The sequence below is a fragment of the Pseudomonas solani genome (assembly GCF_026072635.1).
Taxonomy (GTDB): Bacteria; Pseudomonadota; Gammaproteobacteria; order Pseudomonadales; family Pseudomonadaceae; genus Metapseudomonas; species Metapseudomonas solani.
Map to the genome: position 1 here is coordinate 3,719,816 of NZ_AP023081.1, position 15,059 is coordinate 3,734,874.

General features: G+C 67.6%; 11 protein-coding genes. 3 read left to right on the forward strand and 8 right to left on the reverse strand.

Annotated features, from left to right (window positions below; translation table 11 throughout):
• Positions 1–10 precede the first annotated feature (10 nt).
• The 8 genes from PSm6_RS16940 to PSm6_RS16975 all read right to left on the reverse strand — a co-directional run bounded on the left by PSm6_RS16940 (position 11) and on the right by PSm6_RS16975 (position 10,394).
• The gene (locus PSm6_RS16940; protein WP_265167819.1) at positions 11–952 is read right to left on the reverse strand and encodes an acetaldehyde dehydrogenase (acetylating); all 942 of its coding nucleotides are present in this window, start codon (positions 950–952) and stop codon (positions 11–13) included.
• 11 nt (positions 953–963) lie between these two features.
• A complete protein-coding gene (locus tag PSm6_RS16945; RefSeq protein WP_265167820.1) occupies positions 964–1,776 on the reverse strand; it encodes a fumarylacetoacetate hydrolase family protein in 813 nt (270 codons plus the stop codon).
• A 14-nt stretch (positions 1,777–1,790) separates the two neighbouring features.
• Positions 1,791–3,245: a 2-hydroxymuconic semialdehyde dehydrogenase gene (locus PSm6_RS16950; RefSeq protein WP_265170539.1), complete on the reverse strand. Its 1,455-nt coding sequence runs from the start codon at positions 3,243–3,245 to the stop codon at positions 1,791–1,793.
• Between the two features lie 983 nt (positions 3,246–4,228).
• Positions 4,229–5,191, reverse strand: coding sequence for a LysR substrate-binding domain-containing protein (locus PSm6_RS16955; RefSeq protein ID WP_265167821.1), 963 nt, complete (start codon positions 5,189–5,191; stop codon positions 4,229–4,231).
• A gap of 276 nt (positions 5,192–5,467) precedes the next feature.
• The gene (locus PSm6_RS16960) at positions 5,468–6,217 is read right to left on the reverse strand and encodes a tetratricopeptide repeat protein (RefSeq protein ID WP_021218016.1); all 750 of its coding nucleotides are present in this window, start codon (positions 6,215–6,217) and stop codon (positions 5,468–5,470) included.
• Positions 6,218–6,339: 122 nt separating this feature from the next.
• Complete coding sequence (locus PSm6_RS16965; protein WP_043242576.1) at positions 6,340–8,793, reverse strand: TonB-dependent siderophore receptor; 2,454 nt, start codon at positions 8,791–8,793, stop codon at positions 6,340–6,342.
• A gap of 105 nt (positions 8,794–8,898) precedes the next feature.
• Complete coding sequence (locus PSm6_RS16970; protein WP_021218014.1) at positions 8,899–9,864, reverse strand: FecR domain-containing protein; 966 nt, start codon at positions 9,862–9,864, stop codon at positions 8,899–8,901.
• Positions 9,861–10,394 carry a sigma-70 family RNA polymerase sigma factor gene (locus PSm6_RS16975; protein WP_265167823.1) on the reverse strand — a complete coding sequence of 178 codons (534 nt, stop codon included), beginning with the start codon at positions 10,392–10,394 and terminating at the stop codon, positions 9,861–9,863. The genes PSm6_RS16970 and PSm6_RS16975 overlap by 4 nt, the downstream gene beginning before the upstream one ends.
• Before the next feature lie 189 nt (positions 10,395–10,583).
• On the opposite strand from PSm6_RS16975, the gene PSm6_RS16980 reads away from it, so the two are divergent.
• From PSm6_RS16980 to PSm6_RS16990, 3 genes are all read left to right on the forward strand, one after another.
• The gene (locus PSm6_RS16980; protein ID WP_265167824.1) at positions 10,584–11,096 is read left to right on the forward strand and encodes a sigma-70 family RNA polymerase sigma factor; all 513 of its coding nucleotides are present in this window, start codon (positions 10,584–10,586) and stop codon (positions 11,094–11,096) included.
• A complete protein-coding gene (locus PSm6_RS16985) occupies positions 11,093–12,067 on the forward strand; it encodes a FecR family protein (RefSeq protein WP_265167825.1) in 975 nt (324 codons plus the stop codon). Before PSm6_RS16980 ends, PSm6_RS16985 begins: the two co-directional genes overlap by 4 nt.
• A 300-nt stretch (positions 12,068–12,367) precedes the next feature.
• Positions 12,368–14,812: a TonB-dependent siderophore receptor gene (locus tag PSm6_RS16990; RefSeq protein WP_265167826.1), complete on the forward strand. Its 2,445-nt coding sequence runs from the start codon at positions 12,368–12,370 to the stop codon at positions 14,810–14,812.
• Positions 14,813–15,059 lie beyond the last annotated feature (247 nt).

Here is a 15,059-nt window from a genome sequence, read left to right on the forward strand (position 1 = left end):
GGCGTGCTCCTCAGCGGTTCAGCAGCGACTGCGCCATGCGTTCGGCGGTGGCCAGCGCGGCGGAGGTCATGATGTCGAGGTTGCCGGCGTAGCTCGGCAGGTAATGGGCGGCGCCTTCCACTTCGAGGAACACCGAGGTCTTCAGTCCGCTGAAGCGGCCATGGCCGGGGAGGGGCAGCGGCGCCGATTCGGGGATCACCTCGAACTGCACCTGCTGCTTGAGGCGGTAGCCCGGCACATAGGCCTGCACGGCGGCGACCATTTCCTCGATGGAGGCGGCGACCTGCGCCTGGTCCACCGCTTCGCTCAGCACATAGACGGTGTCGCGCATGATCAGCGGCGGCTCGGCGGGGTTCATGATGATGATCGCCTTGCCCTTGGCCGCCCCGCCGATTACTTCGATGGCCTTGGAGGTGGTCTCGGTGAACTCGTCGATATTGGCGCGGGTGCCGGGGCCGGCGGACTTGCTGGCGATGGAGGCGATGATCTCGGCGTAGTGCACGCGGGCCACGCGGGACACCGCCGCCACCATGGGGATGGTGGCCTGGCCGCCGCAGGTGACCATGTTGACGTTGGTCTGCTGCAGGTTCTGCTCCAGGTTCACCACCGGCACGCAGTAGGGGCCGATGGCCGCCGGGGTCAGGTCGATCAGGCGGATGCCGGGCTTCACGCTGCGCAGGTAGGCATCGTTCTGCACATGGGCGGCGGCGCTGGTGGCGTCGAAGACGAAGTCGATCTCGGCGAACTCGGGCAGGCGGGTCAGCCCCTCCACACCCTCGTGGGTGGTGGCCACGCCCAGGCGGGCGGCGCGGGCCAGGCCGTCGGAGGCCGGGTCGATGCCGACCATGGCGGCGATTTCCAGGTGCTGGGCATTGCGCAGGATCTTGATCATCAGGTCGGTGCCGATGTTGCCCGAGCCGATGATCGCGGCCTTGAGTTTCTGTCTGTTCATGGGGGCTCCGGTCATTGCGCGGCGGCGAAGGCGGCGGTGACGCTGCCCAGGCCCTGGATGTGCGCGGTGAAGCTGTCGCCCGGTTGCACGGCGACCATCGGCCCCAGCGCACCGGTGAGGAGGATGTCGCCGGCACGCAGCGGTGCACCGTGGCGGACCATGGTGTCGGCCAGCCACAGCGCGGCGTTCAGCGGGTTGTCCATGCACGAGGCGCCGGCACCGACCGACACCGGCTCGCCGCGCAGGGTCATGCTCATGCCGCAGCGCACAAGGTCCAGCTTGTCCAGGGTCACCGGGCGGCTGCCGAGCACGAAGAGGCCGGAGGAGGCGTTGTCGGCGATGGTGTCCACCAGGCGGATGTCCCAGTTGGCGATGCGGCTGCCGACCACTTCGATGGCCGGCAGGGCGAAGGCGGTGGCGCGGATCAGGTCGGCCACGGTGTGGCGCTCGAAGCACAGGTCGTGTTCCAGCACCAGGGCGATCTCCGCTTCCACTTTTGGTTGCAGGGTGTCGTCCCAGGCGATGGGCTGGCCGTCGCCACGGGCCCGCTCGGCGAACAGCAGGCCGAAGTCCGGCTGGTCGACGCCCAGCTGCTTCTGCACGGCGCGGGAGGTGAGGCCGATCTTGTGGCCCACCGGGCGCAGGCCGGCGTCGATGGCGGCCAGGGTGTTGTAGCGCTGGACGGCATAGGCCAGGGCGACCGGGTCCTGGGTCGGGTCTTCGGCCAGGGCGGTGGCGATCAGGTCGCGCACCGGGGCGCAGGGCTGGCCGCTGCGTTCCGCCTGGCGCAGGCGGCTGGCCGCTTCGATGAGTGCTGCATGCATGGTGGGGCTCCCGCTCAGGCGTTGACGCAGATGGTGGTGATCTCGGAGTAGAAATCCAGGGAATGGCGGCCGCCCTCGCGGCCGAGGCCGGACAGGCGCGCGCCGCCGAAGGGCGTGCGCAGGTCACGGAGGAACCAGGTGTTGACCCAGACCATGCCCACGTGGAAGCGCCGCGAGACCTTGTGCGCGCGCTTCAGGTCGCGGGTCCACAGGGCCGTGGCCAGGCCGTAGGCGGAGTCGTTGACGCGGCGCACCACCTCGTCCTCGCTGTCGAAGGGGGCGATGTGGCAGACCGGGCCGAACACTTCTTCCCGCACGCAGCGGGCGTCGTCGCCGAGGCCGGTCCAGATGGTCGGCTGCACGTAGGCGCCGTTGTCGCGCTCGTCGCCGAACACCGGCACGCCGCCACCGGTGACTTCGACGGCGCCTTCGCTGCGGGCCAGTTCGAAGTAGCTGAGTACCTTGTCGCGGTGCTTGTGGGAGATCAGCGAGCCCATGTTCACGCCGTCTTCGTCGGGGTAGCCGATCTTCAGCTTCTCGGCACCGGCCTTCATGGCGGCGACGAAGCGCTCGTAGATCGGCCGCTCGACATAGACGCGCTCCGAGCACAGGCACACCTGGCCGGAGTTGGTGAAGCTGGAGCGCAGCACGCCGGCCACCGCCGCGTCGAAATCGCAGTCGGCGAAGACCACCGCCGCGTTCTTGCCGCCCAGTTCGAAGGACACGTCACGCACGCCCTCGGCGGCGGCCTTCATGATGGTGGCACCGGTGCGCGACTCACCGGTGAAGGTGATGGCGTCGACGTCCGGGTTGCGGGTGAGGAATTCCCCGGCGGAGTTGGGGCCGAAGCCGTGCACCAGGTTGAACACGCCGGCGGGCAGCCCGGCTTCCTGCATCACCTCGGCCAGCAGGGTGGCGCTGGAGGGCGAATCCTCCGACGGCTTGACCACCACCGAGTTGCCGCAGGCCAGGGCCGGGGCGACCTTCCAGGTGAGCAGCAGCATCGGCAGGTTCCACGGCGAGATGATCGCCACCACGCCGTGGGGCTTGCGCACGGTGTAGCTGAACACCTCGCTGCCATCGGCGGCGCGCATCTCGAAGAACTCGCTGCCGGCCTGGCGCACCAGCTCGGCGAAGGTGCGGAAGTTATGCACGCCCCGGGCGATGTCCAGGGTGCGCGCCTGCTGCACCGGGCGCCCGGTGTCGGCCACTTCGGCGGCGACGAACTCCTCGAAGCGGCGCTCGATGCCATCGGCGATGCGCATCAGCATGTCGGCGCGCTGGCTCGGGCTGAAATCGGCCCAGGGCCCTTCCTGCGCGGCCTTGGCGGCGGCGACGGCGCGCTCCACCTGGCTGGCGTCGGCTTCGCAGACCTGGCTCAGGACGCGCCCGTCGATGGGCGAAACATTGGGGAAGGTCTTGTCACTGGCGACGAATTCGCCCGCGATGAAATGGCGCAGCAAGGGCAGGGGAGTGGACACGACAACCTCCGATTCTTGGATTTCGGAGAAGTCTAGGGAAGGCGCCTATAAGGGAATAATGAAAGCCTTGAGGTTGACTATTCTGCTTTGGAATAGCTGGATGGCTCGGTCACCCCACCCCCGGCTCGGCACCCTCTGGGAACGCAATCATCGATGTAGGGCGGGTGACACCCGCGAGCCCCGGGCATCAAAAGCCGTCGGGTTGCACCCGACCTACGGGCCGGCCACCCAGCACACGACACGCCCGGTGCAGTAGGACCGTAGGGGCGAATTCATTGGCTCTGTCTGCGTTAGCTGTTGTGGTTTTAATGCAAGCGCTCAAGCACGGTGCTTTCCGGGCGCCCAAGGATTCGTGCCACCTCCACCGCATGGGTTTCGCTTCGCTCTACGCCATCCTACGAACGTGCGCTGGGTTACTGCGCACATCAATGTGAGGGTTCGAGCGAAGAAAGTTGGAGCAGCCGCCAACGCCCCTCCAGGAGGCCGAACGCAGTCGTTGCGCCGGGGGACGAGCGGCATGGATGCCGCGAGAGGCGCGCCAGGCCATGGATGGCCCATCGCGCCGGCCCCCAGACGACGCTTGCGGCGAACGCACTTCAGTGCGGCCCGAAGGGCGAGCGTAGCGAGTAACGGCGATGGAGTGAGGGAACTCGACGCAGTCGGGCCGGATGATGGGGCAAGCCCTTTTGGTTCCTTTTCTGTGGTTCGGCATCCCGACGACTGAGAAAAGGGACTCGCCCGGGTGGGCGAAACCAGAAACATCACCAGAGCTCAGCAATCAGCTGGACTCAAATCTTCTAGCAACACTTAACGCAGACAGAGCCAATTCATTCGCCCAGCAGCCCGCAGGGCTGCCCTGGCTCGGTGCCATAGATGGAGTCCCGGTGCGCCCCACCCCATGGGTTTCGCTTCGCTCTACGCCATCCTACGAAAGCCGCCGCGATTGGAGAGGATTAGGGCGGGGACATCGGTCAGGCCGGCGTGCCCTGGTCATGCTCGCGGCTGGCCTGTTCCAGGCATTCGCGGAACAGGCGGGCGGCGGGGCCGAGGTCGCGGTTGGCGGCGTGGAAGTAGCCGATGTTGCCGAACTGCAGCGGGGTGCCCAGGTCGAGGGCCCGCAGCATGCCGGCGTCGGCGAACTGGCGGGTGGCTTCAAAGGGCATCAGGGCCACGGTCTGCTGGTCCTGCATGAGGCTGATGTTGGTGAGGATCGACAGGGATTCGACCACGTTGGCCGGGGTGCCCAGGTCGGCCTCGGCGAACAGGCGGTCGGCGGTGCGGCGCAGCAGCGAGTCGCGGGTCGGCAGCACCCAGGGGTAGCCGTGCAGGTCCGCCAGGCTCACCGGCGAGCGGCCCTGCAGCGGGTGCTGGGCGCCGGCCACCACGCACAGGGCCTCGCCATAGAGCACTTCCACTTCGAGCATCGGCGATTCGTTGCGCCAGCCCCAGTCGTCCGGCACGCGGCCCACCACCAGGTCCACCTCGCCTACGGCGAGGGCCGGGAACAGCTGGTCCATCTGCCCCACGCGCAGGGACACCAGCACGCTGGGCGCGCGTTGCTTGAGCAGTTGCATGGCGCGCGGCAGCAGCGAGCTGGAGGCGGAGATCAGGGTGCCGACCATAACGTGGCCGGAGGTGCCTTCCTGGAAGGCGTTGACCTCGTCGGTGAGCGAGCGCAGTTCGGCCAGCAGCGACTTGGCCCGGCGTACCACCAGCTCGCCCAGTTCGGTGGCGGTGACCCCGCGGTTGCCACGGATCAGCAGCGGGGCGTCGAAGTAGGATTCCAGCTCGTGGATGATCTTGGTCACCGCCGGCTGGGTCAGGTTCAGGGCCTGGGCCGCGCGCAGCAGCGAGCCGCTTTGCAGCACCTGGTCGAACACCACCAACTGGTAGAACTTGAGCTTCCGCGCCACGGACATGGGGGTGAATTTCATGCGGTGCCTCGACGGGTCAAAGGGCGGTGGGGTGCGCAAAGCACCGCATGGTAATCAAAAGCGGGGACGAGCGGGGGATGTGGATGGTGGTGCCTGCTGGAGAGTTTTTGAGTCCAGCGGGTTGCCGAGTTTTGATGGTGGTTGTGCCGTAGGGTGTGCCGTGCGCACCGCCGCACGGTGCGTCCGGCGAGCTCCAGGTGCGCGCAGCACACCCTACGTTCGAGGTGAGCGGCGGCTGCATGCCCAGAGGCCCGGTTGTGCCCGTTGGCTATGGCCTCAGGGCTGCATCTCGCGCAGGGCGTCGCGGCTGAGGCTGATCCACTCGCCGTGCAGGTTGCGGTAGTGCTTGGGGGAGCGGCGGGCGTAGTGCTGGATCTGCTCCAGCAGCTCGCGGGCTTCGCGCTGGCGGCCCAGCTGGCGGAGCATCAGGGCGTAGCGGTAGTTGGCTTCGGGGCCGGTGTAGTAGCCCGAGAGGGCGCGGTATTCCTCTTCCGCTTTGCTGGTATCGCCGAGGCTTTCCAGGGCGCGGGCGTAGAGCAGGTGGCCGTCGGCGGAGCGGTAGTTGGGGTTGTGCTGGATCAGCCGGTCGAGGGTGTCGCGGCAGCCTTGTACATCACCCTTGGCGAACTGCGCCTGGGCGAGGCCGAGGAGGATGTCCGGCGCTTGTGCGTGGATGCCGCGCAGGGCGGCCTGGTAGTGGCTGGCGGCTTCGTCGGCCCGGCCCAGACGCAGCAGTTCTTCGGCCAGTTGCACACGGGTTTCGCGGGTGTCGCGCAGGTCCAGCTCGTCACGCAGGGCGCGTAGGTGGCGCTCGGGGTCGAGGGTGTCGTGCAGGCGGTTGACGGTGCGCCGGCCGGTGCGGCTGCCGAGCAGGTCGGGGAGCATGATACCGAGGAAGTAGATCAGGCAGCCGAGGCCCGGCAGCGCGATGATCAGGTACAGCCAGTAGCGTTCCTGCCCGCTGCGGACGACGTGAAGGCCGCAGGTGACCTGGCAGGCGATGACGAGCAGGGCGAGCAGTGGCATGGCGGTTTCCAGTCCCTTGGAGAGTCGATGGGCGCCGCCCGGAAAGGGCGGGCGCCTATGAAATCACGCCGCCATGCGCTTGTCAGGTGGCCGGCTGTGGAGCCGGTCACGTTGTGGGGGGCTTACCAGTCGTAGCTGAGGTTGGACACCAGGGTGCGGCCCTGGCCGTAGTAGCAGTCCCAGATGCTGCGGCAGCTGGCGACGTAGGTCTTGTCGGTGAGGTTCTCGACGTTCACCGCCAGCTTCACGCCCTTGAGGCGCAGTACCGAGTGCTCGAAGTCATAGGTCACGGCCGCGTCGTAGACGGTGTAGGACGGGATCTGGAACGAGCCTTCGTAGTCATCGCCGTAGCTGCCGCGCACGTAGCGGGCACCGAGCCCGGCGCCGAGGCCGGAGAGCGGGCCGTCGCCGATGTAGCGGTAGTCGGCCCAGAGCGAGGCGGTGAGCGGCGGGCTGCTGGCCGGGTGGCGGCCTTTGCGGCCGTCGTTGTCCTTGCTGTATTCGATGTCGTTGCGCGAGACCGAGGCCAGCAGGTTGAGGTTTTCGGTCAGCGCGGCCTTGCCTTCCAGCTCCACGCCCTGGGAGCGGATGGCGCCGGTCTGGGCGTTGAAGCCGGGGTTGGCGAGGTCGGTGGTGAGGATGTTTTCCTGCTCCAGTTCGTAGACCGAGAGCTGGATGAAGCTTTCCTGGCCGCTGGGCTGGTACTTCAGGCCGGTTTCGTACTGCTTGCCGGTGGAGGGCTCGAAGGGCTGGCTGGCGGCGTTGGTGCCGGTCTGCGGGAGGAAGGATTCGGAGTAGCTGATGTAGGGCGCCAGGCCGTTGTCGAAGACGTAGGTGAGGCCGGCGCGGCCGGTGAAGGCTTCGTCCTTGACGTTGCTGTGGGTGCCCTGGAGCGGCGCTCGGTTGTCGGTTTCGGCCCAGTCGTAGCGCCCGCCGAGGGTGAGGATCCACTGGTCGAGCTTGATCTGGTCCTGCAGGTAGAGGCCGGTCTGGGTGACGGTGTTGTCCCACTTGTAGCGGTTGCCGAAGCGCAGCGCCTGGCCGTAGACCGGGTTGAACAGGTCGATGATCGGCGGGTTGTAGTCGTACTGGCCGTCGAACTTCGAGTTGAAGTGGTAGTAGTCCAGGCCGATGAGCAGGGTGTGGCGGGCGGCGCCGGTGTCGAACTGCGCCTGGGCGATGTTATCCACGCCGAACACGCTGTTCTTCTGCGCCCAGTCGACGCCGTAGCGGGTCTGGTAGCGCTTGTCGTTGGCACCGGTGACCGGGTTGGCGACGAAGCGGTAGCCGTGCAGCGGTGCGGTGTAGTGGTCGTCGACATAGGCGTAGCGGGCGTTCTGCCTGAACGTCCAGACGTCGTCGAGGCGGTGGCTCAGCTCGTAGCCCAGGGCGTTCTGCTTGCGGTTGTAGTCGTTGACGCCGGGCTCGCCGAGAAAGCGGTCACGGGAGATATGGCCGTTGGGGTTGGCGAACACCGTGCCTTCGCTGGGCAGGCCCTGGGCCTCGGGCACGCCATCGTCCTTCTGCCATTGGGCGTAGAGGGTGAGGCTGGTGTCGTCGCTGGCCAGCCAGGTGAGGCTCGGGGCGATGAACAGGCGCTGCTGCTCGACGTAGTCGATTTCCGCGTTGCTGTCGCTGGCCAGGCCGGTGAGGCGATAGAGGAACTGGCCCTGGTCGTCCAGCGGGCCGCCGAGGTCGAAGGCGCCGCTCTTGCGGTCGTAGCTGCCGGTGCCGAGCTGGATCTGGTGCAGCGGCTCGGCGGTGGGGCGCTTGCTGACCATGTTGACCATGCCGCCGGGCTGGTTCTGGCCGTAGAGCACGGAGGAGGGGCCCTTCATCACTTCGATGCGTTCCAGCGAGTAGGGCTCGATCTGCAGGGCGCCGCCGGTGCTGCCGCCGCCATAGGGCAGGTGCAGGCCGTCGAGGTAGAGCGGGGTCGGCGAGTAACCGCGCGAGGTGGGCTCGTCGAAGATCTTCACCCGGTCGGAGAAGCCGCCCCCGGTCATGCCGGCGGTGTAGCGCAGCGCCTCGGTGATGCTCTGCGCGCCGCGCGCCTTGATCTCGTCGGCGGTGATCACGTTGATGGTCTGGGGGATTTCCAGCAGTGGCGTATCGGTCTTGGTGCCGGTGCCGCTGCGGGTGGCCACGTAGCCCTGCACCGGGCCCCAGGCGTTTTCCTGGTAGCTGTTGCCCTGGATGCGCGTGGCGTCCAGTTGCAGGCCGCTGCCTTCGCTGCGTGGCTGCAACTGGTAGCGGCCGGTGCCGGTGCGCAGGGCTTGCAGGCCGCTGTCGCCGAGAAGGATGCCCAGCGCCTGTTCCACGCTGTAGCGCCCCTGCAGGGCCGGGCTCTGCTTGCCGGCGGTGAGGGCGCCGTCGGCGGCCAGGTAGATGCCGGCCTGCACGGCGAACTGGTTGAGCTGGTCGGCCAGGGGGCCGGCGGGGATGTCGAACTGTTGCTCCTGCGCCTGCTCGGCGGCGGATACCAGCGAGCCGTGGAGGGCGGCGACAGCGCCGAGGGCGAGCGGGATGGCCAGCGCGAGGGGGCGCAGGGGGAAGCGTGAGGGGCGCGGTGACATGTTTTTTCCTTGTCGTTCGAGGGGCAGAAAGCCGTTGTCACCCACTAATTCGGATGAGAAGGAAAAACCGGAAACGCGAATGCGAAATTTTTTCGAACACCGGGATCAGCGCGCTTCCACGGTGTGCCACCAGGGCAGGGTACGGTGCACGCGGATGGGCAGGACGTCTTCCAGCATCGCCAGCGCCTGGTCGCCGTCATGCAGGGGGAAGGTGCCGGTCACCCGCAGGTTGGCGACCTGCGGCGCCACGCCGAGGTGGCTGTGGCGGTGGGCGGCCAGTTCTTCGACGAAGGCCGAGAGCGGCATGTCGCTGGCCAGCAGCATGCCCTGGCTCCAGCTCTGCCGGCCCTGGCTGGCGGGCTGCAAGGCGCCGATGGCCTGAGCATCGAAGCCCAGTTGTTCGCCGGCCTGGGCGATGCGCACCTGGCCGGCGGTGTTGCGCACTTCCACCGCGCCTTCGAAGACGTTGAGCAGGGTGCGGCCGTCCTGTTGCTGCACGCTGAAGCGGGTGCCCAGCGCGCGCAGGCGGCCTTCGGCGGTGGTGATGACGAAGGGGCGGCTGTCGTGGTGGGTGTCGATCAGCACCTCGCCGGCCACCAGGTGCAGCAGGCGCAGGTCGGCTTGCAGGTCGACGTCCAGGGCGCTGGCGCTGTTCAGCCAGACGTGGCTGCCATCGCCCAGGGTGAGTTCGCGCACCTCGCCCGTGGCGCTGCGGTAGTCGGCGCGCCAGCCCGCCACCAGGCCCGGCAGCGGCGTGTTGCGCCAGCCGGCCCAGCCAAGCAGGGTGCCGCCGGAGAGCACGGCCAGGGTGCGCAGCACCTGGCGCCGGGAGTGCTGGGCGCGGCGGGCGCCCTTGAGCGTTTGCAGGGCTACCTCGCCATCGCCTTGCAACGGGGCGAAACGCTGGCTGATGCGTTCGACGTAGAGCCAGGCCTGGCGGTGCAGCTCGCTTTGCCCGTGCCAGTGCAGCCAGGCGGCGCGGGTGCTGTCGTCGGCGGCTTCGGCGCTGAGCTCGGCATACCAGTGCGCGGCCTGCTGGAGGATGGCGTGGTCGGGCTTGAGCGGGGTCATGGGCGCAGCGCCTCGTCCAGTTCGGCTTCCAGCAGCAGGCACTTGAACATGGCCTGGGCCATGTAGCTGGTGACGGTGCGTTCGGACACCCCGAGCCGCTCGGCGATGGCGCGGTAGCCAAGGCCCTGCACCTGGGCCAGGAGGAAGGCCTCGGCGACCTTGGGCGGCAGGCTGGCGAGCATCGCGTGCACCTGCTGCAAGGCCTCCAGCACCATGGCGCGGTGTTCCTCGGAGGGCGCCACCGCCTCGGGCTGGCCGGCCAGCACCTCGGCCCAGGCGCGCTCCACCTGCTGGCGCCGCCAGAAGTCCACGCACACATGGCGGGACATGGCGCTGAGGTAGGCGCGGGCGTGGGTGTCGCTGTCGAACTGGCGCGGCCTGCTCAGCAGGCGCAGAAACACGTCATGGGCGAGGTCGGCGGCATCGCTGGCGTTGCCCAGCTTGCGTTGCAGCCAGGCGCGTATCCAGCCGTGGTGCTCGACGTAGTAGTGCTGCACCTGGCGTTGGTAGGACTTGTCGAGGGTCGACATCGGGTGGCTTCCGGCAGGGCAGGCGGTTTGGATGCAGATGAGAAGGATTCGCATATTATGCGCAGTCGCCCGTGCTGGCAAACCGCACCGTGGTCGACCTGCTAGCGCGGGTGAACACGGGCATTGCCAGCGGGAACGGGAATCAACAATAATGCGACTTATTCTTATTTGACTCCTGGGTCCATCCCCGTGGCCACCTCTCCTGATCTCAATGCTGCCCTGGCGACGCTCTATCACGAGAACCATCGCTGGTTGCGCGCCTGGCTCTATCGCCAGTTGCGCTGCCCGCAGGATGCCGCTGACCTGACCCAGGACACCTTCATGCGCGCCCTGACCTCGCGTCAGCTGGGGCAGCTGGACGAGCCGAAGGCGTTCCTCAATACCCTGGCCCGGCGCCTGCTGTGCAGCTTCTGGCGCCGCCGCAAGGTGGAGCAGGCCTATCTGCAGGCGCTGACCGAGCTGCCCGAGCAGTTCGCGCCTTCCGAAGAGGACATCGCCCTGGTCAGCGAGGCCATCGACGCCATCGACCGGCTGCTCGACGGCCTGCCGCAACGGGTGCGCCGCGCTTTCCTGCTCAACCGCCTCGATGGCATGCCGCAGCAGGCCATCGCCGATCACCTGGGGGTTTCCCTGGCCACCGTCGAGCGTGACCTGCGCCGTGCCTTCGAGCACTGCCTGAGCGCGAACCCGGAGCTGCCATGAGCCACGCCGAACTCGACCTGCACACCCGCACCGCCATCGACTGGATGCTGCGCCTGGACCCGGGCCGGGTGACCAACCACGACCGCCAGGACTTCAAGCGCTGGCTGGCTGACGACCCGGCCCACCTGGTGGCCTGGCAACGGGTCAGCGGCCTGCTGCAGCAACCCCTGGCCGATCTGCAGGGCGCCGAAGTGCGCAGCCCCGGGCAACTGCGTGCCGCCAGCCGGGCGCTCTCTGCCCCCGATTCGCCACAGCGGCGCAAGCTGCTGCGCGGCGGCCTGGCCTTGCTGGTGCTGGGCGCCGGCAGCGGTGCGCTGGTCAACCGTGTGACCCCCTTGGCGGGCCTCACCGCCGATGTGCACACCGCCACCGGCGAGCGCCGCACCCTGCAGTTGGAGGACGGCAGCCGGCTGGTGCTCAACGCCCGCAGTTCGGTGGATATCCGCTTCGACGGTGCGCGCCGCCTGGTGCGCCTGCGCGAGGGCGAGCTGCTGGCCAGCGTGGCGGCCGACGCCACCCGACCCTTCATCATCGCCACCGCCCAGGGCGAAGTCCGCGCGCTGGGCACGCGCTTCCTGGTGCGCCAGGAGGAATCGCGCAGCCTGGTCTGCGTGCAGGAACACCGCGTGCGCATCGACTGCCATGGCGGGCAGCACGGCGAGCTGGGCGAAGGCCAGGCGGCCTGGTTCGGCGCCTCGGGCATCCAGCCGGCCCCTGCCAGCCTGCTGACCCGCGCGGCCTGGGTGGATGGGCGCGTGGAGGTCAACGACGAGCCCCTGGGCTACCTGGTCGAGGCCCTGCGCCCCTACCATCGCGGCCTGCTGCGCATCAGCCCGGAAGCCGCGCAGGTGCGGGTGTTTGGCGTGTTCCCCCTGGACGACAGTGGCGCCGCCCTGCAATCCCTGGCCGAAACCATGCCGGTGCGCGTGCGCCGCTACGGCCCCTGGCTGACCCTGGTCGATCGCGCCTGATCGCCCATGGAGTGGCTCCGTGCGTAGGGTGGATGACGCTCTTTTCATCCACCAGCGGTGTTGCCTGCGAGCACGAAATGGTGGACGGGTGAAGCGTCGTTCACCCTACGGCTGGCGCGCGTGGATTCGGTCGGTGGGTAGGGTGGATGACGCTTTTTTCACCCACCAAAGGGCGCCAAAGACGGGCTCGAAAGCGCGGCCATCGAGCAAATGCAAAAAATTCGCAAAAACGATGAGGGGTTTATGCGCCTCGTTGGACATGGATAGGGCAAACCCGACACACAGAACAAGGAGCCCTTCATGTCGTCCCCCCTTCTGCGCCCTGGCCTGCTGGCCCTGGCAATCGCTCTCGCCAGCGCCGGCCAGCCGCTCGTGGCCCTGGCCGAGTCCAGCACCAGCCAGGCTGCCGTGCGCAGCTATGACATCCCTGCCGGCCCGCTGGGCGAGACCCTGGCACGCATCTCCCGAGAGAGCGGCCGCACCCTCTCCGCTGATCCGGCGCTGGTCCAGGGCAAGCGGGCACCGGCGGTGCGCGGCCAGTTCTCGGCCGAGCAGGCGATGCAGCAGGCGTTGGCAGGCAGCGGGCTGGCACTGATCGTCACGGGCGGCGGCACGCTGTCGCTGGTGCCCATGGCAAAGGGTGAGGGGCTGGAGCTGGGTGCAACGACCATCACCAGCTCGCTGCTGGGCGATACCACCGAGGGCACCGGTTCCTACACCACGGGTTCGACCCGCACCGCCACCAAGTTGCCGCTGTCCATCCGCGAGACGCCGCAATCGGTCAGCGTGATCACCAGCCAGCGCATCCGCGATCAGGAAATGGTCAGCCTGGAAGACGTGCTGACCCAGGCTCCCGGTGTGCTCTACAAGAAGAAGAGCAACTCCTCGGACGAGGAAGTGGGCATCTTTTCCCGTGGCATGAAGATCGAGAACTTCCAGGTCGACGGCATCCCCACGGTCTTCGAACCCTCCATGAGCAGTCAGTCCAACGACATGGCGGTGTATGACCGGGTCGAGATCGTGCGCGGCGCCACCGGCCTGCTCAGTGGCATCGGCCAGCCTTCCGCCACCATCAACATGGTGCGCAAGCGCCCGACCCGCGAGTTCGCCGCGTCGGTCCAGGGCAGCGCCGGCTCCTGGGACAACTACCGCACCGAGGTGGATGTCTCCGGCCCGATGAACGAGCAAGGCACCCTGCGCGGCCGCCTGGTGGGCGCCTACCAGACCGCCAACTCCTTCACCGACCGCCTCAGCACCGAGCGCCAGGTGGCCTATGGCGTGATCGAGGCGGACCTGAGCGAGCGCGATACCGTCAGCTTCGGCATCGACTACCAGGTGCGCAACTGCGACGCCTGCGGCTATTTCGGCTTCCCGGCCTTCTACAGCAATGGCCAGCGCACCGACTTCAAGCGCTCCTTCAACTCGGCCGCCGACTGGAGCTACGCGGATCGCCAGCGCACCTCGATCTTCGGTACCTACGAGCACCGCTTCGATAACGAGTGGATGGCCAAGGTCGCCGTCACCAACGTGCGTGACGACAACGACGTCGAGTACGGCTGGTTCAGCAGCAATGGCTACCCCAATCAGCAGACCGGTGCGGGCACCAGCCTGTATTTCGCCAAGTGGCCGAGCAAGCCCGAGCAGAACTCGGTGGATGCCTATGCCTCCGGTCCCTTCAACCTGTTCGGCCGCGAGCACGAGCTGGTGGTGGGCGCCAGCGCCATGCGTTACCGCAGCAACACCGGTGCCTACCCGCTGTGGGTGGATCGCAGCGGCAGCGGCTGGGACCCGACCATTCCCAACGTCTTCGAATGGCGCGGCGACATCTCCAAGCCGCCGTTCAACCGCATCGGCGACCTGGAGTACAGCCAGCGCCAGTACGCGGCCTACAGCACGGCCCGCTTCAAGCTCACCGATGACCTGTCGCTGATCCTCGGCAGCCGCCTGAGCTACTTCAAGGTCGACCAGACATCCGCCTATTACGGCTATGACCCGATCTCCCTGAAGAAGCGCGAGAACGGCGAGCTCACGCCATACGCCGGCATCGTCTACGACCTGGACGACAACCACTCGGTCTACGCCAGCTACACCAGCATCTACAAACCGCAGTCGAGCAGGACCGTCGAAGGGAAATTCATGGACCCCACCGAAGGCGACAGCTACGAAGTGGGGGCGAAGGGCGAGTACTACGACGGCCGGCTCAACCTCACCGCTGCGCTGTTCGAGTCCAAGCTGAGCAACTACGCGGTCGGCACCGGGCTGTACGACGCCTTCGACAACGAGATGGTGGCGCCCGCGAAGATCAAGATCAAAGGCCTGGAGCTCGAAGTCGCCGGTGAACTCATGCCGGGCTGGCAAGTGCAGGCGGCCTACAGCCACGTGAACACCTACTACCCGCAAGGCGTCGATGTGAACGTCGGTTTCCCACGGAACAACGTCAAGCTCTTCACCACCTACGACCTGACCGGGGACCTGAACCGTCTCACCCTCGGCGGCGGCGTGCGTTGGGAAAGCGCGACCCGCTACGGCAATACCCAGGTGATCCCCGGCACCACCTTGCAAGCCAAGCAGGGCAGCTACGCCCTGGTGGACCTGCTGGCGCGCTACCGCTTCGACGAGCACTTCACCGGCACCCTCAACGTCAACAACCTGTTCGACAAGGAGTACTACGCCAGCACCAGCGTCTACAGCGACCTCTACGGTGAGCCGCGCAGCCTGACCGCTTCGCTGCGCTGGGAATATTGATCGCAGCCGCTCAGGCCCCGGGCTGAAGCCCGGGCTATGGCGTGACGCTGTGCGTAGGGTGGAGGTCGCTTTTTACCTCCACCAGCGGTGTTGCCGGTGAGTTCGCTTGGTGGACGGGTGAAGCGTCGTCCACCCTACGGCTGGCGTGCACGGAGTTGGCCCGTGGGTAGGGTGGATGACGCTTTTTTCATCCACCAGCGGTGCCGCCGGCACGCACCGGGTCGGCCTGTGTGTAGGGTGGGCCGGG